The sequence below is a fragment of the Holzapfeliella floricola DSM 23037 = JCM 16512 genome (genome assembly GCF_001436605.1).
GTDB classification, from domain to species: Bacteria; Bacillota; Bacilli; order Lactobacillales; family Lactobacillaceae; genus Holzapfeliella; species Holzapfeliella floricola.
In genome coordinates this window covers 91,350-116,024 of record NZ_AYZL01000016.1, presented here as the reverse complement: position 1 = coordinate 116,024, position 24,675 = coordinate 91,350, and the positions used below count along the sequence as shown (strand labels likewise).

Annotated in this window: 28 protein-coding genes; 14 read left to right on the top strand and 14 right to left on the bottom strand. The window is 33.4% G+C overall.

Features of this window, described 5'->3' with window-relative positions; translation table 11 throughout:
* Positions 1-3 precede the first annotated feature (3 nt).
* From truA to rpsI, 3 genes are all read left to right on the top strand, one after another.
* The gene (gene truA, locus FC86_RS02980) at positions 4-762 is read left to right on the top strand and encodes a tRNA pseudouridine(38-40) synthase TruA (RefSeq protein WP_056974689.1); all 759 of its coding nucleotides are present in this window, start codon (positions 4-6) and stop codon (positions 760-762) included.
* A 117-nt stretch (positions 763-879) separates the two neighbouring features.
* A complete protein-coding gene (gene rplM, locus FC86_RS02975) occupies positions 880-1,323 on the top strand; it encodes a 50S ribosomal protein L13 (protein WP_056974521.1) in 444 nt (147 codons plus the stop codon).
* 13 nt (positions 1,324-1,336) lie between these two features.
* Positions 1,337-1,732, top strand: a complete 396-nt coding sequence (rpsI, locus tag FC86_RS02970) for a 30S ribosomal protein S9 (protein ID WP_056974520.1) — start codon at positions 1,337-1,339, stop codon at positions 1,730-1,732.
* Positions 1,733-1,796: 64 nt separating this feature from the next.
* On the opposite strand, the gene FC86_RS02965 is transcribed toward rpsI, so the two are convergent.
* From FC86_RS02965 to FC86_RS02930, 9 genes are all read right to left on the bottom strand, one after another.
* Positions 1,797-2,840, bottom strand: coding sequence for a site-specific integrase (locus FC86_RS02965; protein WP_056974519.1), 1,044 nt, complete (start codon positions 2,838-2,840; stop codon positions 1,797-1,799).
* A gap of 28 nt (positions 2,841-2,868) precedes the next feature.
* Positions 2,869-3,066, bottom strand: coding sequence for a MerR family transcriptional regulator (locus FC86_RS02960; RefSeq protein ID WP_056974518.1), 198 nt, complete (start codon positions 3,064-3,066; stop codon positions 2,869-2,871).
* 6 nt (positions 3,067-3,072) lie between these two features.
* Positions 3,073-3,852, bottom strand: a complete 780-nt coding sequence (locus FC86_RS02955; protein ID WP_056974517.1) for a rolling circle replication-associated protein — start codon at positions 3,850-3,852, stop codon at positions 3,073-3,075.
* Between the two features lie 166 nt (positions 3,853-4,018).
* The gene (locus FC86_RS02950) at positions 4,019-4,339 is read right to left on the bottom strand and encodes a hypothetical protein (RefSeq protein WP_056974688.1); all 321 of its coding nucleotides are present in this window, start codon (positions 4,337-4,339) and stop codon (positions 4,019-4,021) included.
* Positions 4,340-4,470: 131 nt separating this feature from the next.
* Positions 4,471-5,793, bottom strand: coding sequence for an FtsK/SpoIIIE domain-containing protein (locus FC86_RS02945; RefSeq protein ID WP_056974516.1), 1,323 nt, complete (start codon positions 5,791-5,793; stop codon positions 4,471-4,473).
* Entirely contained in the window at positions 5,794-6,012 is a 219-nt protein-coding gene (locus tag FC86_RS02940; protein WP_056974515.1) for a hypothetical protein, read from the bottom strand.
* Between the two features lie 17 nt (positions 6,013-6,029).
* Positions 6,030-6,722 (bottom strand): hypothetical protein, encoded by a 693-nt coding sequence (locus FC86_RS02935; RefSeq protein WP_056974514.1) that lies wholly within the window; start codon positions 6,720-6,722, stop codon positions 6,030-6,032.
* Between the two features lies 1 nt (position 6,723).
* Positions 6,724-7,065 carry a hypothetical protein gene (locus FC86_RS06540; protein ID WP_156403331.1) on the bottom strand — a complete coding sequence of 114 codons (342 nt, stop codon included), beginning with the start codon at positions 7,063-7,065 and terminating at the stop codon, positions 6,724-6,726.
* Positions 7,066-7,176: 111 nt separating this feature from the next.
* Positions 7,177-7,443 carry a helix-turn-helix domain-containing protein gene (locus FC86_RS02930; RefSeq protein ID WP_056974513.1) on the bottom strand — a complete coding sequence of 89 codons (267 nt, stop codon included), beginning with the start codon at positions 7,441-7,443 and terminating at the stop codon, positions 7,177-7,179.
* 420 nt (positions 7,444-7,863) lie between these two features.
* Between FC86_RS02930 and FC86_RS02925 the strand changes: the two genes are divergently transcribed.
* Positions 7,864-10,422: a DEAD/DEAH box helicase gene (locus FC86_RS02925; RefSeq protein WP_056974512.1), complete on the top strand. Its 2,559-nt coding sequence runs from the start codon at positions 7,864-7,866 to the stop codon at positions 10,420-10,422.
* Positions 10,423-10,472: 50 nt separating this feature from the next.
* Here FC86_RS02925 and argH read toward each other — a convergent pair whose 3' ends face one another.
* On the bottom strand, positions 10,473-11,843 hold the full coding sequence (argH, locus tag FC86_RS02920) for an argininosuccinate lyase (RefSeq protein WP_056974687.1): 1,371 nt from the start codon (positions 11,841-11,843) through the stop codon (positions 10,473-10,475).
* A gap of 19 nt (positions 11,844-11,862) precedes the next feature.
* Positions 11,863-13,068 carry an argininosuccinate synthase gene (locus FC86_RS02915; protein WP_056974511.1) on the bottom strand — a complete coding sequence of 402 codons (1,206 nt, stop codon included), beginning with the start codon at positions 13,066-13,068 and terminating at the stop codon, positions 11,863-11,865.
* Positions 13,069-13,320: 252 nt separating this feature from the next.
* Here FC86_RS02915 and FC86_RS02910 point away from each other — a divergent pair, with 252 nt between their 5' ends.
* Together FC86_RS02910 and FC86_RS02905 are read left to right on the top strand one after the other, a co-directional pair.
* Positions 13,321-14,211, top strand: coding sequence for a cation diffusion facilitator family transporter (locus tag FC86_RS02910; RefSeq protein ID WP_056974510.1), 891 nt, complete (start codon positions 13,321-13,323; stop codon positions 14,209-14,211).
* Between the two features lie 11 nt (positions 14,212-14,222).
* Entirely contained in the window at positions 14,223-14,897 is a 675-nt protein-coding gene (locus tag FC86_RS02905; protein ID WP_056974509.1) for a 2,3-bisphosphoglycerate-dependent phosphoglycerate mutase, read from the top strand.
* 45 nt (positions 14,898-14,942) lie between these two features.
* Here FC86_RS02905 and FC86_RS02900 read toward each other — a convergent pair whose 3' ends face one another.
* The 3 genes from FC86_RS02900 to FC86_RS02890 all read right to left on the bottom strand — a co-directional run bounded on the left by FC86_RS02900 (position 14,943) and on the right by FC86_RS02890 (position 17,361).
* Complete coding sequence (locus tag FC86_RS02900; protein WP_056974508.1) at positions 14,943-16,280, bottom strand: C1 family peptidase; 1,338 nt, start codon at positions 16,278-16,280, stop codon at positions 14,943-14,945.
* Between the two features lie 85 nt (positions 16,281-16,365).
* Complete coding sequence (gene rpiA, locus FC86_RS02895) at positions 16,366-17,055, bottom strand: ribose-5-phosphate isomerase RpiA (RefSeq protein ID WP_056974507.1); 690 nt, start codon at positions 17,053-17,055, stop codon at positions 16,366-16,368.
* Between the two features lie 24 nt (positions 17,056-17,079).
* Complete coding sequence (locus tag FC86_RS02890) at positions 17,080-17,361, bottom strand: GNAT family N-acetyltransferase (protein WP_056974506.1); 282 nt, start codon at positions 17,359-17,361, stop codon at positions 17,080-17,082.
* Positions 17,362-17,468: 107 nt separating this feature from the next.
* On the opposite strand from FC86_RS02890, the gene FC86_RS02885 reads away from it, so the two are divergent.
* The 8 genes from FC86_RS02885 (at position 17,469) to FC86_RS02850 (ending at position 24,603) form a co-directional block, all read left to right on the top strand.
* The gene (locus FC86_RS02885; RefSeq protein ID WP_056974505.1) at positions 17,469-18,008 is read left to right on the top strand and encodes a dCTP deaminase/dUTPase family protein; all 540 of its coding nucleotides are present in this window, start codon (positions 17,469-17,471) and stop codon (positions 18,006-18,008) included.
* Positions 18,009-18,021: 13 nt separating this feature from the next.
* The gene (radA, locus tag FC86_RS02880) at positions 18,022-19,398 is read left to right on the top strand and encodes a DNA repair protein RadA (RefSeq protein ID WP_056974504.1); all 1,377 of its coding nucleotides are present in this window, start codon (positions 18,022-18,024) and stop codon (positions 19,396-19,398) included.
* Positions 19,399-19,463: 65 nt separating this feature from the next.
* Positions 19,464-20,948 (top strand): glutamate--tRNA ligase, encoded by a 1,485-nt coding sequence (gene gltX / locus FC86_RS02875; protein ID WP_056974503.1) that lies wholly within the window; start codon positions 19,464-19,466, stop codon positions 20,946-20,948.
* A 118-nt stretch (positions 20,949-21,066) separates the two neighbouring features.
* Entirely contained in the window at positions 21,067-22,485 is a 1,419-nt protein-coding gene (gene cysS / locus FC86_RS02870) for a cysteine--tRNA ligase (RefSeq protein ID WP_420835997.1), read from the top strand.
* Positions 22,475-22,894 carry a Mini-ribonuclease 3 gene (locus FC86_RS02865; RefSeq protein ID WP_056974501.1) on the top strand — a complete coding sequence of 140 codons (420 nt, stop codon included), beginning with the start codon at positions 22,475-22,477 and terminating at the stop codon, positions 22,892-22,894. Before cysS ends, FC86_RS02865 begins: the two co-directional genes overlap by 11 nt.
* Complete coding sequence (gene rlmB / locus FC86_RS02860; protein WP_056974500.1) at positions 22,875-23,633, top strand: 23S rRNA (guanosine(2251)-2'-O)-methyltransferase RlmB; 759 nt, start codon at positions 22,875-22,877, stop codon at positions 23,631-23,633. Before FC86_RS02865 ends, rlmB begins: the two co-directional genes overlap by 20 nt.
* A 114-nt stretch (positions 23,634-23,747) precedes the next feature.
* Complete coding sequence (locus FC86_RS02855; protein WP_056974499.1) at positions 23,748-24,323, top strand: sigma factor; 576 nt, start codon at positions 23,748-23,750, stop codon at positions 24,321-24,323.
* A 61-nt stretch (positions 24,324-24,384) separates the two neighbouring features.
* Positions 24,385-24,603, top strand: a complete 219-nt coding sequence (locus tag FC86_RS02850; protein WP_056974498.1) for a P8 family protein — start codon at positions 24,385-24,387, stop codon at positions 24,601-24,603.
* Positions 24,604-24,675: the final 72 nt, after the last annotated feature.

The following is a 24,675-nucleotide window of genomic DNA, read 5'->3' as shown; positions in this document are numbered from 1 at the left end:
AAAATGAAGGTACGATATGATGGTCATAATTTCCATGGATTTCAAAGACAGCCTAACTTGAGAACTGTACAAGGTGTGATTGAATTGGGTTTGAAAAAAATGATGAAAGGCCAAGAAGTGATGACCCATGGATCAGGGAGAACTGATGCTGGTGTGCATTCTTATGGCCAAATTATTCATTTTGACTTTCCAAATGAAATCCCTGCTATTAATATGTTAAAAGCATTGAATAGTTTAATGCCTCTTGATGTAGAGTTTGTGGAGTCACAAATTCAAGAAGACTTTCACAGCCGTTTTGATGCGAAAGCTAAGTGGTATCAATATCGCGTTGATTGTGGCCGTTATACAGACCCTTTTAAGCGTTTTTATACAGGACATTATCCTTATCCACTTGAAGTCGATCGTATCAAAATTGCACTGAAAGACTTAATAGGTGAGCATGATTTCACAAGCTTTGCAGCAAGTGGTGGTGTGATTGAAGATAAGGTACGAACCATTTATTATGCTAATGTGACTGAAGATAAAGTGAATAATGAGTTGGTTTTTGACTTTATTGGAAATGGCTTTTTGTATAATATGGTGCGAATATTAGTTGCGACTGCACTTGAAATTGGAAATAATCGACGTGATATTCACGACTTTATTCGATTATTTGAAGTTAAAGATAGACAACAAGCACGAGGAACTGCTCCGGCTAGTGGACTTTATTTAAAAGAAGTTTTCTATGATGAAGTTCCAAAAAAATATCGACAAGATATTTGAATATAGTTGACATTTTCAGAAATATATAGTAAATTATTATCTGGTATTGTTTGTCCACGATAAGCCCCGGAAACTTATTGTATTATCAAACATGCGAAGAAACTGGAGGAAAAAACATTGCGTACAACCCCATTAGCTAAACCAGGTGAATTCAACCGTAAATGGTATGTTATCGATGCAAGTGGCGTCTCATTAGGACGTGTTTCAACAGCCGTTGCAACACTTCTAAGAGGTAAAAACAAACCTCAATACACACCAAACGTTGACACTGGTGATAACGTTATTTTAATTAATGCAGAAAAAATTGTTTTGACTGGTAATAAAGCAAGTAACAAGATTTACTACCGTCACAGTAACCACCCAGGTGGATTAAAATCTGTTACAGCAGGTGAATTATTAGACAATAATCCACAAAGATTAGTTGAATTATCAGTAAAAGGAATGCTTCCTAAAAATACTTTAGGTCGTCAACAATTCTCAAAACTACATGTCTATGCTGGTTCAGAACACGAAAACCAAGCACAACAACCCGTTGAACTAGACATTCAAACACTAATCTAAGGAGGAACTTATTGTGGCTCAACAAGTAGCATATCTTGGAACTGGTCGTCGTAAGAATTCCGTAGCCCGTGTACGTTTAGTACCTGGCTCAGGTCAAGTTACAGTTAACAACAAAAAAGTTGAAGACTACATTCCATCAGCAATCTTAATTCAAGACTTAAAACAACCTTTAGCAATCACTGAAACTGAAGGTTCATATGATGTATTTGTGAACGTTAACGGTGGTGGATTCTCAGGTCAATCTGGTGCTATCCGTCATGGTGTCGCTCGTGCATTGTTACAAATCGACCCAGATTTCCGCGGTCCTTTAAAACGTGCTGGTCTACTAACTCGTGACCCTCGTATGAAAGAACGTAAGAAACCAGGTCTTAAAAAAGCTCGTAAATCAGCACAATTCTCAAAACGTTAATATATTTATATATATATCAACGATTCGAGCAATTATGTGGAGTAAATTGGTGTAAAAACTAATTTTACAACGAATCTAAAAGACTTAAAGCATCTGCATCTTGCAGGTGCTTTTTTTCTGGCATTAATTCTAAATAGTAATTCATTGTGGTTTGTAAATTAGAATGCCCCAGTCTTTGAGAGATATAATCTATCCTAATATTATCATTTGAAAATAAAAAACTAGCATGGGTATCTCGAAGACCGTGAAAAGTAGTTTTTGGAATATCTAGTTTTTTTAATAATCTTGCTAATTTTGCAGATTGTTGAAAACCATCAAAGCTAAATAAGTAACCATTACTTTTTTCTGTAACAGTTTTTAAAATATCATAGACATTTTCATTAATGCTAATATTTCTCTTAGATCTTTTAGTTTTTAGTCTAGTATCAGAACTAGAGGGACTAATAGAACGATTAATACTAATCCCATATTTAAATATATCTTTATTAGTAAGACCTAATAATTCTCCACGACGAGCCCCAGTTTCAAGAGCCAGCAATACAAGAATATAAAAATCTTTTTCATGGTGTTTAAGTAGGTAAGAGCGTAATTTTTTAAAGTCAGATATCGATAAAGCTGAATTTCTTTTTGATAATTCTTTTCCTCTAGTTTTTATTAATCCAGCAAAATCAGATGTAATTAAACCACGTCCATAAGCATAACGTAAAGAGGTTCTGATTTTTAATAATAGCTCTGTAGTAGTTTTACGAGAATGAGTTTCTCCATATTCATCGATCTTCATTTGAACTACTAAATCATTCAATTCGCCTAAAGTGATATTTTTAAAAAGTTTTTTCACAATAGGAATAGTCCTCGTGTAGTTAAGGAATGTAGCAGAGCGAACATCATTTTTTTTAACTAAATAAATCCAATTAGAATAAAAATCTGAAAATTTATCTTTTCTCAAAGCTAAATCTACACCGTTACCTTTGGCAATTTCATTTTGCATAGCCCATCTTTGAGCTTCAGATTTTGTTTTAAAAGTTTTTGATATTCTCTTATTCTTACCATGTTTATAATTAGAAATTTCAACACGATAAGATTTACCACGCTTGATTATACTAGCCACATAAAAAACTCCTTTTTAAAAATTTCAGTCAGTCTATTATTGAATGAGAAAAAACAAATTCATCCAAGTCTTTTATAGTGAATCTTTCACGACTACCAACCATAAAACGAGGCATATCAGAATGAGAGCGTATAAATTTATCAAATGATTTTGGATCAATTCCCAAATAAGAGGATGCTTGTTCTCTTGTTAGTAATAAGGGGAATCTTTGTAATTCTTTCTGCATTAATTGTTAACCTCCGTAACTATTATTTAATTTAAATTTGCGATATTTAATTTTATTTGGAACTAATTTTCCTTTTCGGTAAACTTTTCCTAAATATTCTGACTCATAAAGAAGTTCATCATGTTTTATAATATTTTCAGTAGTTTCATTGGAGATAAATTTGTATTCTTTGGGATGTTTTAAATTTCTAGAAGAGTAAAAAGATTTTTTACCATAACTTTCTACAAGTTCTTGACCAATACCTTTTTCAAAGTATTTAGAAACATAACGTCCTCGATTTTCTTTTGTATCAACATCTATCTTGTTTATCCAAACACCACCTAATCCCCAAATTTTCATTAATTCTTTATGAGCAATAAAGGGGATATCAAACAAAATGATATGAACATGCCATGCTCCACGTTTTTGTTTCTCTAATACTGCTAAATATTTTAATAATCTCTTTTTTGTTTTAAATACTTTGTAATTAAGCCGCTTAATAAATTTATCGAATATTTTATTAAAACAATCTCTATTTTGAATGTTTTCTTTTGTGGTTAAAGTTAAAAATGAAGTTTTTGAATCAAAATTTGTATCAATTAATCTCATGACTTTCCACTTAGCATTCTGTCTAGTTTTAGATATTCTATGCAACCGTTTAAGCTGTTCTTCCTGTTCTAATTCATCAAAATTTTTAGATTTACTACGACGATTTATTTTTTTAGTATTTTCCGAGATAATAACTTTGTCATATTCATATACTTCAATATAAGAATTCGTTTGAACAATTTTTTTATTATAACTCAAAAAATAACCTTCCAATTTTGGATATATTTTCTCGTAACGCTTGTTTATATAATAAATAAACTAAAGACCAAGCCAAAAGGCTTGGTCTTTGTTAAATATATTAATATAACACGTTCCACTTGCCCTTAACTCCGTTAGGGCAGTTATATTAATTATTTAACAGTATTTAGCCTTTATTAGCTGGCAACACATCACTACAGTTATACCAAAGATTGCCATTAAATTGCCCAACGTTCAAATTTTCTAACACAACAGGCATAATCTTTTTATTTTGCTCTAAATCTTTATAACTCAAAGTAGGGGATACATTTTTTACTTTAACAGTAAAAAGTTCCATGAAGAAATCAGATTCGGGGTCTTGAATAGAAATATCTAATTTATATCCTGTCTTTTCATTGGTTTCTCTATCTAAAACTTCACTGTATCCTCTGACTGCAGCGAAATTATTTCCTAGTAATTCTGGTTTAATAAAATCATTAATTTTAATCATAGTAAAAAATCCTTTCTTTCAGCTTTTAATGTCAATCAGATGTTTGGACATATATTATCACTAGCAAGCTAGTGAATACATTTTAAATTCATAGAATTAAAAACCAATTCTACAAATTTAAAACGTCATTAATCGATATATTTAGTAAGTTCTTCAATAAAGTCAAACTGGTCTCTATCTATAAAAGGAGCTTCATAGTATTGTGCTTTGTCCTGACCACTTCCTTGCATAAAAAGAAGCCCGGCACCTTTTTCCTCTATCACAGGAATATTATCAGGTGTGGCTGAGCCAAACACCATACGATAGCCTTCTCCACTGTTCGCACCTAAGGCTATTCTAAGACCTAAATTGTCTCGTAAGTCTGTATTTAAAGTATTGGCATTCATTTGCTGAGAAGCGACAAGTACAAAGACTCCTGCAGCACGACCTTTTAAAATAATTTGTCGAATATAACCCATAACTTCATTGACCACTTCCTTTGATTTCTTATCTGTAGCATTTCCTTGGAAAGCTCCCATTTCATCGAAAATAAGCCAGCATTCTGAATATCCATGAGTAATATAATTAGATCCATATTCAAAGTTTTCTTTCATAGCTTGATATCTAGATTCCATTTCTTCAACAACTAGACGAGATACTTTAGCAATTTGATTAAGGGAAGAAGCTACTTTATCAGAACCTAAATAGAACTCAAGTTGTGAAAGGTCACTATTTTTTGGGTCACAGATAAATATATCTGCTTTTCTCTTTAGAAACTCGATAATTAAGAACTCAATAAAGACAGATTTACCAGAACCAGTTCCACCTGAAATCAAGACGTGAGGAACTTTATCAGGTCGATAACTCACACCATAGCCAAGGTCATATTCGACAGTCTTATTTATTATACGTTCATTATTTTTAACAACTTTTCTTTCAGGAGAAACCCTGTCAAAATGATATTCACAGTAGGAAGGTGTATCTTTTTTATATGAAAGTTCTAGGCCAAAAAGAGCTGATAGTGCCTCATCTAGTTTAGTTTGAGTTGCAGTATAGATATCAGCATTTTTTATAGCATAAACAATTATTTTTGAATTAGATATAAAATATTTAAATTCAGCCGAAGAGGAAACATAGTATCTTTTCTCTTTTTGAATATTATTATCTCCATCTTTCCATTGAACTACTTCAAAATCTTCTTTGAATAAGTTGTTATTTGTTATGAAAGATAAGAGCAAATCTCGCATATAATATTTTGATTCAATTTTTTTCTTCAGGAAGTGATACAGTTTAAAAACCAATCCGCCAATTATTAAGAAACTAAAAATTATTATTATCCTCACAAAGAAATTCGTATTCATAGATACAGCTAAAAAAGAAAACATTAAAGCAAATAATAAAAAAATAAATATTCGATTTAAAACTTTATCCCAACGTATATTTTTATGAGTTAGGCTTACTGATTTGCTCATTTAACGCCCCCCTCGAAAAAACTTAAATATGTCCAGAAACATCCTAATTAAGCCGCTGAAAACTTGATACCCCCTGAAAAAAATCAAAAAAGTTATCAACCCTGCTCCAAAAAAGGCAAAAAACACTTGTGAATAGCTAGGCGGAATTAAAGCCCCTATGATGAGAAATATTACTCCAAAAACTTTAAAGAAAAGCTTTTTTCTTTCTAAATCATTCATTATTATCTCCCTTAATACTATATTCTGTTATCTTCCTCATCATATTTGAAATAACGTTCTTCATATTTTTTAAGATCCGCAACTCTATCTAAAAAACTGCCGCATGGATTATAAACAAATTCTATTCTGCGAGTCCTGGGCTCTATTTTATAAGAAGTATCTTCTTCTGTACGTAGATAACGTTGGCCAAGATTATTGCCATAAAAACTGCCACCAAAACGAATGTCGAAATTTTGATTCAAACTAGATATTGTCTCAGAAGACAGTGGGGACTTAAGATAAAAATCTTTATTATAAGATACAACTTTGAAAATCGAGAAGTCCCAATCGACATCGACTACGATACGACTGCTAACAATCGCTTGCCAATCGCTCCACCTGCCATCTGAACTCTTCAATCTAATCTCTAACACAGGAGAATTATTGCCAAAGAATTTCGTATGTGTGCAAAACAAGAAATCGTCATAGAAGAAAGAATAAGTGTTCATGCCAGGAACTAAGAATCTTTGAGGGTAAATTTCTTCTTTTTCTATATTATCTAATTTGATTAATTTGTTTTTGCTAGTTAGATACGAATATCGAAGATAATCTATCTTATAATAAATATTTTCTGCTACTTTTTCATTTAGAAGTGTCCATCCTTCCTTAGAGGAAGGGGGTTCGCCAAAATACTTTATTTTTATGATAGTGTCTTCTAATGTTTGTACCATATTATTTTTCCTTTCTTGAGCTCGAATAAGAATCATATGATGTAGCCTTACCTTGAATGACTTTTTCCTCAAAAAGAGTGGTGTTTCTTGTTTTATGATGAGATAAAAGGGATTCTTCGTAGGCAGTAATCAGACGACTACAGAACTGAAGACTGTTATAAGAGAAACCACCGTTTCTTTTTATAGTTTCAGAAATACTTCTAACTCCGGCGTCGTAGATAAATCTCCCAGTATTTAAATAACAAGAGTAGAGTTGCAATCGACGTCTTTCCTGAATGGATGAATGTTGAAGAAAATAATCTAATTTCCCTATGATGATGGGATTAGTACTAATTTTTAACATGATAATAAACCTCGGCTTTCTTTTAAAAAACTTGATAAGATAATAAACAACATCAATTTGATAGTATCATTATGATATACTTTATTTAAAAAAAAGAATAATTTTCTTTTTTTAAGATATGTCTGGATTATCTAAATTGGTAAGATAGATATATGCTTTGCTATTAGAACGTAATCTTCTTGTTAAATATGACTTTCGAACCATTTTAATCAACAAACGAGCAGTGTTCGGACTTGCAAAATTCAATTGGTCACTAATCTCTGCAGATGTTCTTCCATGTTCCAGACAATAAAGTAAAACGCGTATTTCATTCTTAGATAAATCTTTTTTCTTTAACCAAAGCATAATAAGACGCAATTTTTCTAATTCAGTACTCATATATATCACCACTTTCAAAATGATACTATCATTATGATAGTGTAATATTAACCCCTTTAAAATGGATTGTCAAGTATAGATAAGTATATATATTCTTAATCTATGTCGTAATATGGAGTAAATCAAAAGAAAAAAGTTCCAAATATATACAAATCTATCAATAACAATAACATGAAAATAGTGATATTAAAGGATTAAAGAGTATTGAATAAATTTAAAACAACAAATAATAATCCTCAAAACGTTAATTTGTTGTTTTACACATCAAAAAACACTCTCCATTTGGAGGGTGTTTTTTTGTATGGTTTTTGGTTATGATATATGTAAGTGTAGTTCTACAGATTGATTGTAATTTGAAATATATACTTATTATTGAAAAATAGGTATGGTCTAGTAAAAATAAAAGTGAGGTAAAAATCTATGGGGATATTTGATAAAATCAAAAATGTAGAGAGTGGGATGGAAAAAAAGAAAACAAATCCAATTGAAATTTTTAATTCACTAAATCATAAAATGGGTTATGAATATTTAAGAGATATCCAAGCAACATTTCTTAAAGAATGGTATCTAAGTAGAGAAGAAAGAGATGTTGTAGGAATTGCTAATACAGGATCAGGGAAAACGTTAATAGGATTATTAATGCTGTACTCTAAGATGAATGAAGGGATAGGCCCAGTAGTATATCTTTGCCCTGATAATCAATTAGTAGAACAAGTTGTTATGGAGGCAGAATTCCACGGGATACCAGTGACACAAATAAGAAGAGAATCACCAGATTCACGGCAAGAAATGCCGATTGATTTTATAAATTCTCAAGCTATTTTAATAACTACCTTTGAAAAAATGTATAATGGTCATTCAATATTTGGTGTAACCGAAACAGGTAATAGAGAGATTCAAGATATAGGAGCTTTGTTGATAGATGATGCACATACCTGTATAAAAAAAGCTAGAAAGCAGTCTAGTTTTTTAATCCCGAAAGATCATGATATGTATAAAGAAATACTTGATTTGTTTGAAAGAGATTTAGAAAGTCAAGGATCAGGTGTATTTCATGCAATAAAAAAAGGAGAAAAAACTGTTGCTAGATTAGTTCCTTATTGGTCCTATCAGAATAAAATTAAAGTACTGAAAAAAATAATAGAAAAGAATGATGTGCAAGAAAATTTTTACATGTATATTCCTTTCAACTTGATATTTGATTATTTAGAAAAGTCTAATTGTTATATTTCTGGTGATGGAATCGAGATTACACCATTGCAACTACCTTTAGATAAAATACCTTCATTTTTTAAAGCTAAACATAGATTTGTTTTATCAGCAACTTTCAATAATATGCCGGAATTAATTACAGAGTTAGGAATAAGTAAAGATGCTTGCTTACATCCAATTAATATAAAAAAAGAAAGTGCGGTAGGTGAAAGACTTATTATTGCTCCCAAAAGATATTCCTCAGAGCTGACTAATAACGATATGAAGTCACTAATAAAATTGTATTGGGAAAAAAAAGGCTATAATATAGTTATCTTAGTTCCCAATATAAGAAAAGCTCAAATTTGGGAAAAAGAAGGAGCTTTGATTGTTGATAAAGAAAATATTTGTGATGCCGTTAATAAACTTAAGAATGGCAATAATAATTTTATGGTTTTAATTAATAGATATGATGGAATAGATTTATGGGGAAATATGTGTCATTTATTGATTTTAGATGGTTTGCCTAAAGGCAAATCAATAAGAGATATTGCAGTAGCTCACATGAGATCAGAATCACCACTAACTAAAGCGACAACCGCACAAACAATAGAGCAGGGTTTAGGTAGGAGTGTGCGTTCTGGTAGTGACTATTGCGTCACTTTGCTGCTAGATGATAACTTATTGAATTTTATAAGTAATAATAACAATAGAAAATACTTTAGTGAGACTACTCGTGCACAACTTGATTTAGGAATAAGTTTAAGCATGGATTTTTTCAAAGAAAAAAGAAACTTAATAGAGGCCAAAAACGAAATAGTAGGTACTATTAACTTAGTTTTAGATAGGAATCCTGATTGGATATCATACTATAAAACTATAACTGAGCAATATTTAGAAAGATATACTACTGTTAGTAATGAAGAAAGTCTAATACTAGCTCAAGATGAATATATAGTACTGTCTTACTATAAAAGTAATAAAATTAGTGATGCTGTTAACATTATTAGAGAAAAATTTATTGCTAACGGGAATCTTGTTGATAGTGACATTGGTTGGTATTTTCAATTAGCTGCACAAATTATGAATAGATTTGACGAAACAGAGGCTAATAACCTACAAGTGAAAGCCAAAGAACTTAACTCTAATTTGCTGATTCCAAGATTTCCTGACTATTCTAAGAAAACTAAAAACAAAACCGTACAAGCAATGAATGTAAAAAAATGGATAGTTGTATATTCTACTGGAACTGATTTAAAAATAGCGATTGATAGTATTTTATCTAAATTGCTATACGTACCTAATGCTGATAGTAATATTTTTGAAGATGCTATAAAAAAATTAGGCGATTTTTTAGGGTATACATCCTCACGTCCTGAGCAAGAACGTAATGATGGTCCAGACAATTTATGGGTATCTGAAAATAATAGTTTTATTATTGAATGCAAAAATCAAGGAACATCTCAGTTATTGCCAAGAAAAGACATGGAACAAGTACTTCATTCTCTTGTATGGTACCAAAATTATTTTCTAGATCAAGGTAATATTAGTGGTATAATTTTTCGCAAAAGTAATATTTTAGCAAAAAATTGTCATGCAGGAGAAAATATTTATTCTGTAAATCAAGAAAAATTAGATAGTTTAAAAACAAACGTTTCAAACTTTTCTGCAGCATTATGTGAAAAAAGTCCTAATGAGTGGACTATTTCAGATATAGAAAAATTATTAAGACAAAATTACTTGTTAGAGAATCAATTTATTCAGAATTTTACAGTCAATTTTAAATAAGTGAGTTTGAACAAATAATAAAAAAGCATGGCTACAATCAGCCATGCTTTTTATAATTCTTGTTTAGCGATATCAATTTGATGTTGGACTTGATTAAAGCCAGTACCACCAAATGAATGACGGTTTTTGACAGCGTGATAGGAATCAAGTTTGTCATAAACTTCAGCTGTGATATGAGGATTAATCGCCTGATAGTCACTTAACGCAATATCTTGCAAGTAAGTGCCATTATGAATACATTCTAATACCAGTTTACCGACGATTTCATGAGCTTCTCTAAAGGGCGTACCTAAGTTAGCTAAGTAATCGGCAAGTTCTGTGGCATTTGAGAAATCTTTTTTCGTTGATTGCGCCATATTTTCATGATTAACAGTCATCGTTTCAATCATACCTGACATGACTTTTAGACAGTGAGTGATGGTATCAGCACTATCGAACACACTGTGTTTATCTTCTTGCATATCCTTATTGTAGGCAAGAGGAAGTCCTTTCATCGTAGTCAATAACTGCATCAAATTACCGTAGACACGTCCAGTTTTACCCCTAATGAGTTCAGCCATGTCGGGGTTTTTCTTTTGGGGCATAATAGAACTACCAGTTGAATAAGTATCAGATAATTCGACAAACTTAAATTCATGACTGCACCACAAAATAATTTCTTCACAAAAACGAGATAAGTGCATCATCAGTAATGAGCTATTACTCAAAAACTCTAAGATAAAATCACGATCACTAACGGCATCTAAACTGTTGGGATAAACTTCTGCAAAGTCGAGTTCACTAGCGGTTAGTTGACGATTAATAGGGAAGGTTGTCCCAGCAAGAGCGGCACTTCCTAGCGGTGAAATATCAACGCGTTTGAGGCTTTCAGTAAATCGTTCTTCATCACGTTTTAGCATTTGATAATAAGCCATTAAATGGTGACCAAATGAAATCGGTTGGGCATGTTGTAAGTGAGTATATCCAGGAAGAATCGTTTCGACGTTATTTTGAGCTTGGTTAATTAAAACTTTTCTGAACTGATTAATCAAGTTAATTACTTCATGAGTCGCATCTTTAACATACAAGTGAATATCAGTGGCTACTTGGTCATTACGGCTACGAGCTGTATGAAGTTTACCTGCAACAGGACCAATTTCTTCCGTTAGAAAACTTTCAATATTCAAGTGAATATCTTCATTTTCAACTGTGAATTCAAGCAAACCTTGATGAATTTTTTCTTGAACCTGTTTAAGACCAGTTGTAATTTGATTCACTTCATCTGCAGTTAGAATCCTCGTTTCACCTAACATCTTAACGTGTGCTAGACTGCCTGCAATATCTTGATCAGCTAGTTTTTGGTCTACTTGAATTGAAGCACCGAATTCATCAATCCAGTGTTCATTTTTGCCGTCGAAACGACCTCCCCAAAGTTTTTTCATCATAATCACCCTTCATTGCTTAATTTAAATTTGCTTTTGTTTTCACTTCTGACTGGACTTTACTTGGTAGTCCCCATAATTTGATGAATCCAACAGCTGCATCTTGGTCAAAAGTATCAGCTGATGTATAAGTCGCCAAGTTTTCATCATAAAGACTATTAGCTGACTGACGACCTTCGCAGATAATATTACCTTTGTATAACTTAAGACGAACATCACCATTCACGTATTTTTGCGTGCTTTTTAAGAAAGCAATTAAAGCATCGGTTAAAGGATTGAACCAAAGACCATCATAGATGATTTGTGATAATTGTTGTTCGATAACAGGTTTAAAGTGAGCTAGTTCACGGACAAAAACCAAATCTTCTAATTCTTTATGGGCTTTAAGTAAAGTCATGGCACCGGGACATTCGTAAACCTCACGTGACTTAATCCCAACTAGACGGTTTTCAATGTGATCGATACGGCCAATCCCGTGTTTGCCTGCGATATCATTTAACTTCAAGATGAGCTGTGCTAGTGGTAATTCTTCGTGATTAAGTGCAACAGGGATGCCAGCTTCAAATTTAAGTTCGATAGTTTCTGCTTCATCAGGTGCTTCTTCAATAGAATTTGTAACAGCATAAGCACCTTCAGGAGGTGTTTGCCATGGATCTTCTAAAATACCACATTCACAAGCACGTCCCCACAGATTCTGGTCAATTGAATAAGGATTATCTAAGTTTGCTGGAACAGGAACATTATTTTTAACAGCATAATCAATTTCTTGTTCGCGTGACCATTTCCATTCACGAATAGGGGCAATGATTTTAAGGCTAGGGTCTAATGCTGCAATAGCAACTTCAAAACGAACTTGGTCATTTCCTTTACCTGTACAACCATGTGCGATAGTTGTTGCGTTTGTTTCATGCGCTAGTTCAACTAATTTTTTAGAAATGAGCGGACGAGAAAGTGCTGAAACCAGAGGGTAAGAATCTTCATAAAAAGTATTTCCTTGTAAGGCAATTAAAGCAAAGTCTTGAGCAAATTCTTCACGAGCATCAATCGCATAAGATTCGCTTGCACCAACTTGTAATGCTTTTTGTTTGATGGATTCAGTATCTTTACCTTCGCCAATATCTAAACAACAAGCAACAACATCGTATCCCGCATCAGATAACCATTTGATTGCTACAGAAGTATCTAATCCACCAGAATAAGCTAAAATAATTTTTTCTTTTGTCATAATGTAATTCCCCTTTAATGTTTCTTTAATTTATGGGTTAATAATAGCAGTTTAAAACTTATTTTTGAATAAATATACATAATATTAGAATATTCATTTTAGTATTCTTTTATTATCAGGTAATGTTGCCAATCGAGATGTATATTTTTTTAACTCGTTTTTGAAACATTAGCTAAGAAAAAAGTGCAAAAGATATCAAAATTAAAGCGTTTGTTATAAAATGAAAACAGAAAATCAAAAGGAGATATCAGTATGAAAGATAAAGTTTCGAAGAATTTTTTTGGTGTGGCTATCTTAAACGTCATTATTACACTAGCAGAGTTCATAGGTGGGTTTATGTCTGGATCGCTGGCTTTACTTTCTGATGCTGTGCATAATTTGGGTGATGTCGGGGCAATCATTTTATCGTTTGTTGCACATTTAGTTGGAAAGAAGAAGCAAAACTCAAACAAGACATTTGGTTACAAACGAGCAGAAATTATTGCGGCATTTGTAAATGCATTTATTTTGCTAGCTATGACTGTTTATCTAGTTATAGAGGCTTTTGAAAGATTGAATGATCAAGTTACCATTGATGGCGAGTTGATGTTAATTATTGCTGTAATTGGACTGATTGCAAACTTTATCTCAATGCTAATTATGCACCAGCATTCAAAAGATAATGTGAATATTAAATCAGTTTTTTTACATATGCTATCGGATGCTTTATCCTCAATTGGTGTCATTATAGCTGCTATATTGATCAATGTTTACCACATTATGTGGGTTGATGCAGCAATTACGGTTATTGTTTCGGTTGTGTTAGCTTATGAAGCCATTAAAATTTTAAAAAATACATTAAATATTTTGATGGAATCAAATCCTGATATTGATTTAAAAAAAGTAGAGTCAGACTTATGTCAATTTGAGTTAATTAATACGATTCATCATGTTCATGTCTGGCAGTTTAGTGATTCTGAGATTATGTTAGATGCTCATGTAAATGTTAATCCTAAGATAAAAGTGTCTCAATTAGATGGGTTGTATGATCAAATTAACCGTGTTCTGAAACAAAATTTTGGTATTTCACATGTTACAATTCAGGTTGAAAGTGCTAGAGGTCTTAATGAAAAGATAATTCCTCATGGAGAAAATGAAAAATAGGAGGTTAAAATGTGGTAAATCTGTTATTGGTCCGACATGGTCAAAGTAGTGCCAATGCAACAAATACCTACACAGGGTGGGATGACGTTGATTTAACTCAAAAAGGTGTTCAGCAGGCAAAAGAAGCTGGATATAAGTTAGGTCAAATTAATGATATCAATCTAAAAAAAGTGCACACTTCGGTTTTGAAGCGTGCAATTAAAACGGCCAATCTAATTTTAGAAAAACAAGAATTATTGTATCTACCAATGCTAAAAAATTGGCGTTTAAATGAACGTCATTATGGTGGTTTAGGTGGTTTAAATAAAGATGAGACACGAAAATTATATGGTGTTAAGACTGTTCAAAAATGGCGTCGTAGTTTTAATGCTATTCCACCGCAATCCGATAATAAACATTTTGACTACCGTTATCATTTGATTCCAAAACAGTCATTACCTGGATCAGAAAGTCTGAAAATGGCGAGTGACCGAATAATTCCTTATTATGAAGAACAAATTGCACCTGAATTACGATTGGGCAATGATCAATTAATTGTAGCTCATGGTAGTACAATTCGGGCTTTAATTAAGTATTTAGAAGCGATTAGTGATAAAAATATTGATGGTGTTGAAGTGAAGAATAGTGAAATAATTCAATATCAGTTAGACGATAATTTAGCAATTTTAGCTAAAAAAAGATACTAAAAAAGAGCGAACAATTAAGTTCGCTCTTTTTTTGCTTGCTGGTTATTATTCAGCTAATGCACCCATTGGATCCCAAGGGGCTAATACGTGTGCTTCTGAGTTTTCGTAGATATCTTTTTGGTCAGCCGTTAAGAATTTTTTATTGATAACAACTTGGTAAGTAAATTCTTCAAACCATGAGTCGCTCATCACAAAGTAACCTTTATGACCAACTTTATCTCCCCATGAGTTTTCAACTTTCCAACGAGTTGGTTGACCTTCAACTAAGTCAACACCAGTAATAACCATTGCGTGAGTCATTAAACTTTCAGCATAGTCTAATCGGTCACCTTTAGTCATGTGTAAATCAACATCAAATAGTTCATCAGGTTTGTAGATTTCAGTATCCATGATACCTGCTTGACGGTCTGAACTTTGACCAACATCAGAACCAAACCAAACTGTTTCACCAGCTTCAAGCTGTGCAATGGTTAGACGTTTTAATTCTTCGATTTCTAAGTTCAAGTGACGAACTTCACGTCCGCCAACAACATTACCCAGTAGTTCAACGTTGTAAACTTGATTGAAAGGTTTATTTTCAGTTGGAGCATTGATGACTGAAACATAGTCTTCTAAGTTCCAACCAATGTATTTTTCAAAGAATGATTGAGGTGTCAATTGAGCATCACGATGGTATTTTTTATCTGTATCGCGGTATTCAAAATCAAATGTTTTAGGAGGGTTACCTAAAGCATAAGCTAACATGCGGTAAACTTCACTTAAGAATGTGTTTTTACGAGATTCAACTTGTTCTCTAGGTGTTTGTTCGTCCATTAAACGACGTAATTCAACAGCATCACGACGTAATTTTAAGTTCAAGTTTTTGTTTAGTTGTGCAGATTTTGTTGCACTGAATGTTTCAGGCATAACTGACTTAGGAACTAAACCATATTTTTGAACTAGAGCAACTAGCATATCCCATTGACCACCATCTTGTTGAGGTGTAGTTAGTAAGAAGTCAACTTTACGGTCGCCAAGAGGAAGGTCTGAAGTTTCAATAACATTTTCGTAGAAGAAGTTTGCTTTTTCAAACTTGTCCCAGAAAAATGTATAGTTTTGTGATAATTCAAAACCATTGACCTTGAATTCTTTTTGGAATGGGTGACGCATTGTGTTCAATGCAGCAAACATCCAGCAACGTCCTGATTGTTTTTGATTTGAAACTTCTCCAGTAGCTACTTCTACTGAGAAAGTAGGATCCATTGCGATTTGTGAATCCATATTTTGACTGCTTGCATTAATACCATTAGTCATAACTGCACGTTGTAAAACGCGTGCTGAGGGGTATTTTGCAAAATCTTGTTCGATTTTGGCTAAATCTTGTTGCGAAATATCTTTAGACATATAAAAGTTCCTCCTATGTAATTTGAATCTTGAAATTATTGTACCTCAAATCAATTGATTTTTCTAATATTTTATTAATATTTTATTAACGAATATTATCGATACAATTTCGTCCTTCTTCACGACCAACGATGACAGTGTTGACTGTGTCAAGGAATAAACCATGTTCAACAACGCCAACTTGGGATTTTAAGTATGCACCTAGTTCATGAGGATTTTGAATTTGACCTAAATGTAAATCAACAATTAAATTACCAAAGTGAGTTCTTACGGGTTTACCATTTTCATTTAAGCGTAATTGAGGGTTAAGCTCTTTTTGTTCAAATTTAAGCATTAATTGGTTTTGAGCTTTATCTAAAACTTCAACGGGTAGAGGGAAAGAACCGAATGGTTCAGCAATTTTACTTTCATCAACAATCCATAGATTGCGTTTTGAGGCAGTTGCAACAATTTTTTCTAAAGTATGAGCAGCGCCGCCACCCTTAATGCCTTGGTAGTCAGGGCTGATTTGGTCAGCACCATCAATAGTTAGGTCAAGTTCATCGATATCGTTTAAATCGACAACTTTGATTCCTAAGCTTTCAGCTTGGCGTTTTGTTCTTGAAGAAGTTGAAACGGTTGTAATATTTAGATTTTCTTCTTTAATACGTTTGCCTAAAGCATCAACTAAAAATGTTACAGTAGAACCTGTTCCAAGTCCAAGTTTCATATTGTCATGTATAAAGTTAGCACAAGCATATTCAGCAGCAGATTTTTTTAATGTATTTTGATCCATGATGGGATTAGGTCCTTTCAATAATTAATGGTTATACCAAACTTTTTGATAGTCTTTGTTTTTAATAAATTCTTTTTTTGCATATGAACAAAGTGGTTGAACTTGTTGGTGATTTTCAATTGCAAAATCGACAACCTTTTTCACCAGCTCAGCAGCAATTCCTTGTCCGCGGAAATCTGGACGTGTGAACGTATGTTCAATAACAAGTACTTGATTGTCTTTAATAGTATCAAATCGAATTTCAGCAATTAGTTTTTGATCATCATCTAATTGATAAAAACGATTATTTTCTTCTAAAAATTCCACATTATCACCTCCATCTCTATTGTCTAAGAATTTTTTAGTAATATCAATGAAATTATAAGTTATCTTGTTTATAATAAACCATACAAAATGAAATGAGGGAGCTCTTTATGAAAAAACGAGGATTTGAGATTGTGTCACGATACCAAGGAATGGGGATAAACATTCCTAAAAGACAAACTAAGGGTGCAGCTGGTTATGATTTTGAAGCAGCTGAAGATTTTGAAATTCCATCAATATGGCGTTTAAACTTTGTCCGTATTTTTCGTTTGATCAAAAACGGCCATAGACTAACCAAACAAGATGAACAATTAGCTAATGAAACGCTTCGTCCATTTTTAGTACCAACAGGAATTAAATCATATATGCGTGAGGACGAGTATTTAATGTTAGCTAACCGTTCTAGTAACCCAATTAAGCGTCAATTAATTTTGCCTAACGGAATTGGTATTATTGACTCAGATTACTATGGTAATGAAAATAACGAAGGTGAGATTTTCATTCAAGTTCTAAACTTTGGACCTAGAACACTTAGAATTAAAAAAGGTGAACGCATCGGGCAAGGTATCTTCATGCCTTACTTAACGGCTGATGATGAATCAAATGATCAAAAAGAACGAATAGGAGGATTTGGTTCATCAGGTGAATAAAGGAGAATAAAGATTGGCAAAATCAAGAATAGAGTATACCTGTCAAAATTGTGGCTATCATTCAGCGAGTTACTTGGGAAGATGTCCCAATTGTCAGGCCTGGAATCAGTTTGTTGAAACTAAAAAAGAAGCAGCTAAAGTATCAAGTAAAGCAACGCCAAGCAGAAGAATGACAACAACTGGGATTCGACAACCGCAGCATCTAAAAGAAATCACATCAACTAAAGAAAATCGAACGTCAACACAATTTGATGAGTTAGATCGTGTTTTAGGTGGTGGTGCAGTTAAAGGCTCATTGGTACTTCTAGGTGGTGATCCAGGAATTGGGAAATCTACACTACTACTACAGGTCTGCGGTGAGCTTGCCCAAAAGCAAACAGTATTATATGTGTCTGGAGAAGAAAGTCCTACTCAAATTAAGATGCGTGCGCAACGGCTTGAAATTGATTCTGAACAATTATATATTTATTCAGAAACAGATATGAGTGAAATTCGCCAACAAGTTAATGAAATGAAACCTGATTTTTTGATTATTGATTCTATTCAAACAATGAATGAACCAGAATTAGATGCTGTTGTTGGTAGTGTTACGCAAGTTAAGGAAGTAACTTCTGAACTGATGAAGATTGCCAAAAATGACCAAATCACGGTTTTTGTGGTGGGACATGTAACAAAAAGTGGTGGAATTGCTGGACCAAAGATTTTAGAGCATATGGTTGATACTGTACTCTATTTTGAGGGTGAAGCACATCATGCTTATCGTATTATTCGTTCTGTTAAGAATCGGTTCGGTGCTGCTAATGAAATTGGAATGTTTGAAATGAAGGGTGAAGGCCTTGCTGAGGTTAAGAACCCCTCTGCTATCTTTTTAGACGAACGACTGCCCAACAGCACTGGTTCTGCTGTAGTGGTTTCAATGGAGGGAACCCGTCCAATATTAGTAGAACTTCAAGCATTAGTGACACCCACAGCATTTGGTAATGCTAAGCGGACATCTACAGGCTTAAATACTCATCGAGTCGCCCTAATTATGGCAGTACTTGAAAAACGTGGTGGATTATTGCTCCAAAATCAAGATGCCTTTTTGAAAGCAACAGGTGGCGTTCGATTGGATGAACCAGCTATTGATTTAGCTATTGCAGTTGCTATTGCTTCAAGTTATAAAGAAAAAGAGATTAATCAAACAGACTGTTTTATTGGTGAAATCGGCTTAACTGGTGAAATTAGACGTGTGACACAAATTGAAGATCGTATCAAGGAAGCACGTAATTTAGGATTTAAGCGTGTGTATATTCCTAAGAATAATCTGAAAGAGTCATTGCGTCAGTCTGAAGGAATTGAAATCGTTCCTGTCGTATCGATTCAGCAGGCACTAAATTACCTGTTTTAAGTTTTGAATTTTTGAGAAGAAACCTGTACACTTATAGCGTATTACAAATGAAAGAGGCGTTTGGATTGAGTAAAAATAAAATGAGAGTGCGTTATGCACCAAGTCCTACAGGACATTTGCATATTGGGAATGCAAGAACTGCATTATTTAACTACTTATTTGCTAGACATAACAAGGGTAAGTTTATTGTTCGTATCGAAGATACTGATACAAAACGTAACATTCAAGATGGTGAAACTAGTCAATTAGATAACTTGAGATGGTTAGGGATTGACTGGGATGAAGGTCCAGATGTTGGGGGTAAATATGGTCCTTATCGTCAATCAGAGCGTAAGGATATTTACTTAAAATATATTCAACAATTATTAGACCAAGGTTTAGCTTATCATTCATATAAGACAGAAGATGAATTGACAGCAGAACGTGAAGCGCAAATCGAAAAAGGAATTGCACCTCACTATGTTTATGAATATGCTGGTATGTCTGATGAACAAATTGCAAAATCACAACAAGAATCTGAAGCTAAAGGGCTAACACCTGTTGTTCGCTTCCGTGTGCCAAATGAGTTATACGAATGGGACGACATTGTTAAAGGTAAAATTAGTTTTGAAGGGAACACAGTTGGTGGTGATTTTGTCATTCAAAAACGTGATGGCATGCCAACTTATAACTTTGCGGTTGTTATTGATGATCATTTAATGGAAATTTCGCACGTTTTACGTGGAGATGATCATATCGCAAACACACCAAAACAATTAATGATTTATGATGCATTAGAATGGGAACGCCCAGAATTTGGTCACATGACATTAATTGTGAATACTGAAACAGGTAAGAAGTTATCAAAACGTGATGAATCAATCTTACAATTCATCGAACAATACCGTGAATTAGGTTACCTACCTGATGCGATGTTTAACTTCATTACTTTGCTAGGTTGGTCACCAGTAGGTGAAGATGAAATCTTCTCAAAACAAGAGTTAATTAAAGCTTTTGATCCAGAAAGATTAAGTAAATCACCAGCATCATTTGATGCTAAAAAACTAGAATGGGTTAACAATCAATATGTTAAAACTGCTAACCCTGATATGTTGTTAGACTTATCTCTACACAACTTAATTGAAAAAGGTTTAGTTGAAAAAGATCCAACTCCTGAAAAAATTGAGTGGGTTCGTCAATTAGTTTCACTTTATTCAGAACAAATGAGTTATACTGCTCAACTTGCAGAATTTGCAGATATCTTCTTCAAAGAACCAGATACGCTTTCTGAAGAAGCAATGGCAGAATTAGCTGATGAAACAGCACCTGTCGTTTTGAAAGCTTTCCACGATAAGCTAGAACAATTAGACCACTTTACAAGTGTTCAAATCATGGCTGTTATTAAGGAAATTCAAAAAGAAACTAAAGTTAAGGGACGCAAATTGTTCATGCCTGTTCGTATTGCAACAACACGTTCAATGCATGGACCTGGAATTGGTGAATCAATTGAATTGTTAGGTCGTCAAAAGACAATGAAACATATTCAGCAAACACTAAATCAAATGAACTAAATTGAAAAGCGACTTGAGTCAGTCAAGTCGCTTTTTTAATTTTGCGGTTTATAATTGTGCTCACAACTTATATAATAAAACTATTCACTACAAAATTTAGAAGGGATCCGCAAAGATGATAAAAATCTTCAATACGTTAACTCGAGAAAAAGAATTATTTAAACCTATTCATGAAAATGAAGTGAAGATGTATGTCTGTGGACCTACTGTATATAATTATATTCACATTGGAAATGCTAGAAGTGCGGTGTCATTTGATACAATTCGTCGTTATTTAGAATATCGTGGATACGATGTGACTTATGTTTCTAACTTCACGGATGTTGATGATAAGATGATTAAGCAAGCTAAAAAAGAAAAAATCACGGTTGATGAATTAGCAAACCGCTTTATTGAAGCCTTTATGGCAGATACAAAAGCTCTAAATATCAAACCAGCAACCGCAAATCCAAGAGCAACTCATATGATTGATGATATTATCAAGTTTATTGAAGCTTTAGTTGAAAAAGACTATGCTTATGAAGTTTCGGGTAATGTTTATTTTCGTGCACGTCATTTTAAACATTATGGCGAACTTTCAAAACAAAATATTGAACAACTTGAAAACGGTGCTTCACAGCACTTAACACAAGAAGAAGTGACCACAAAAGAAGATCCGCTTGATTTTGTGTTATGGAAACCACAAAAAGAGGCATCAGAAGTTGCTTGGGATTCACCCTTTGGTAAAGGGCGTCCTGGTTGGCATATTGAATGTTCAGTGATGTCAACTAAATTGTTAGGTGAAACATTTGATATTCACGGTGGAGGACAAGATTTACAGTTTCCTCATCACGAGAATGAAATTGCCCAAAGTGAAGCCAAGACAGGACACAAATTTGTAAATTATTGGATGCATAACGGGTTTGTAACTGTGGGTAACCAAAATGAAAAGATGAGTAAGTCAGCGGGAAACTTTGTAACAGTTCATGATTTATTGCAAGGAGAAGATCCGACTGTACTACGATTTTTTATGGCAAGTACGCAATATCGCCGTCCTATTCATTACAATGATGATAATATGCAAGAAGCACGTGAACGTGTGCAATATTTTAAGAATCTTTATCAAAACATTGATTACCGTCTAAATGACCAAACTTCATCTCAAGAAAATACTGAGTTAGCACAGCTTGTTAACGAAAAAGTTGCTGAATTTAAAGCTGCGATGGATGATGACTTTAATGTTCAAAACGGATTAACGGTTCTTTATGAGTTAACGCGTGCTATTAATCAACATTTACAAGAGTCAACTGTTGATAAAACTGTTTTAACAATCTTTAAAGAAGAATTTATTAAGATTATGACAGTCTTTGGTGTTGAATTTAATCAAAAATCAGATAACTTGTCTGAGGAAGTAGAAGCATTAATCAAAAAAAGAGATGAAGCTAGAAGTCAAAAAGATTTTAAGACTAGTGATGAAATCCGAGACCAATTAAAAGGTATGGGGATTGTGATTGAAGACACACCTCAAGGAACAAGGTGGAAGAAAAATGAAAGTTAAAGATCCGTCAATTTTGAATGCAGTAACGTTAGCTTATGTTGGCGATGGTGCATACGAAATTTTGATTCGCAAACATTTAGTTGAGTCTGGTATTGTCAGACCCAACCAACTACAAAAAACAGCAACACAATATGTTTCGGCAAAAGCACAAGCTGCTTTAATTACACGCATGCAAGATGAAAATGTGTTAACTGAACAAGAACTAGCAATTTTTATGCGAGGTCGCAATGCTAAAAGCCACACAAAAGCTAAAAACACCTCAACGGCGACTTATCATCTTTCAACAGGATTTGAAGCGGTTTTTGGCTTTTTATCTTTAAGCTATCAAGATAGTCGTGTGGTTGAACTAACTAATTGGTGTATTGAAAAAGTAGAATCAGGAGCAAATAATGAATACAGATTCAGATAAAGTGTCACAAGAGTTCGTCTATGGAAAACATGCAGCCGTTGATTATTTAAAAAATAATGAAGGCTCTCGTGTTAACAAAATCTTTTTGCAAAATGGTGTAAGTGCTGATTTTGAAAAAGAAATCAAAGGACTAGCTAAAAAAGCACGTGTTGTCGTGCAAGAAGTTCCCAAAAATAAACTTGAAAAATTGGTGGGTCATCAAGCAAATCATCAAGGGATTGTTTTGACAATTGCTAGCTTTGAGTATGCTGATTTAGATGATACATTGGTTCAGCTAGAAAATAAAAATCCGATGATTTTAATGCTAGATTCAATCGAAGATCCACATAATTTAGGGTCTATTTTAAGAACTGCTGATGCAACTGGTGTAGATGCAATCATTATTCCAAAACACCGTGCGACCGGATTAACAAGTGTTGTTGCCAAAAGTTCAACCGGTGCGATTAATCATGTCCCTGTTATTCGCGAGACCAATTTAGTTAACACTGTTAACAAGATGAAGAAGGCAGGATTTTGGTTCTTTGGTACCGATATGAAAGGACAAGATTACCGTAAATGGGATGCAAAAGGTAAGACAGTTTTAGTAATTGGAAATGAGGGAAAAGGAATTTCTCGACTACTTAAAGAACAAATGGATCAGATGTTAACTATTCCGATGGTTGGGCATGTCCAAAGTCTAAACGCCGGTGTTGCATCGGGTGTTTTAATGTATCAAGCTTTTACTTCACGTGAAGTATAAAAAGGAGTGTTGCATATGCGACACTTCTTTTTGTTTGCTTAAATAAAAGAAATTAACACGTTATTAGTTTGGGTATCTTGCTATAGTTAAAGAGCCGAGTGGAGGGGCAGGATAATGAAAAAGAAAACTGATAATGAGTTAGTTGAGTTAGCATGTACAGCTAATGACGATGCGCTAAATGAATTGATTATAAGGTATCAACCAATGATTAATCGTGTGAAGTATCACTATTTTTTACGTGATTATGACGATAGCGACTGGCAACAAGAAGCTATGATTATTTGTTATGAGACAACTAAGCTGTTTAAAATTGAGAAAGCAGTTAAATTTGGGGGATTCTTTAAACTGAGATTGCATAATCATGCTAAAAGCTTGTTAAGAAGAGAATCAGCTCAAAAACGAAAATCACAAACAGAAGCATTTTCGTATGAAAAAAGTTCAGAACTAGGCATTGTCCCAGCTCAAGTCTATCTAGAGGTTACTTTACAAACACTGCGATTTGTTGATTTTGAAAAACTAGATAGATTGGTCAAGTTGTTATCTTTACTTGAACTTAAAGCATTACAGATTATTTTGGGAAATATTTCAATTGATTCTTTAAATGAAGCAGAGCAAAAAGGCTTAAGAGCAGCAAAAGATCGGTGTCGAAAAAAATTAGCACAATTTTTAGCAGAAAACGAGTCTTATTAATTGTATTTTTAGGAGAGTGGAACTACACTAAGAATGTAAAAATAAATAGGAGGTAGTTACTATGGCAACTGCATATGTTGATCAAAAATTATTATTGGACACAAAGATGTCTGATGCATTTGATTGGAGTACTAGCGACATCCCTGTAAGAGATGCCCTATGGGACTACTTCATGGACCACAATAACAAGAACACATTGGAGACAGAATCAAAAATGCGTCCATTTATGGACTGTGAAGATTCAAAAATCAAAGAATTTATCGAATCTCATTTGAAATAAGATTTGTTTAAGAAGAGTTGTCATAAGTTGACAGCTCTTTTTTTGTGTCATTTTTGTCTTGTCAGGATGTTA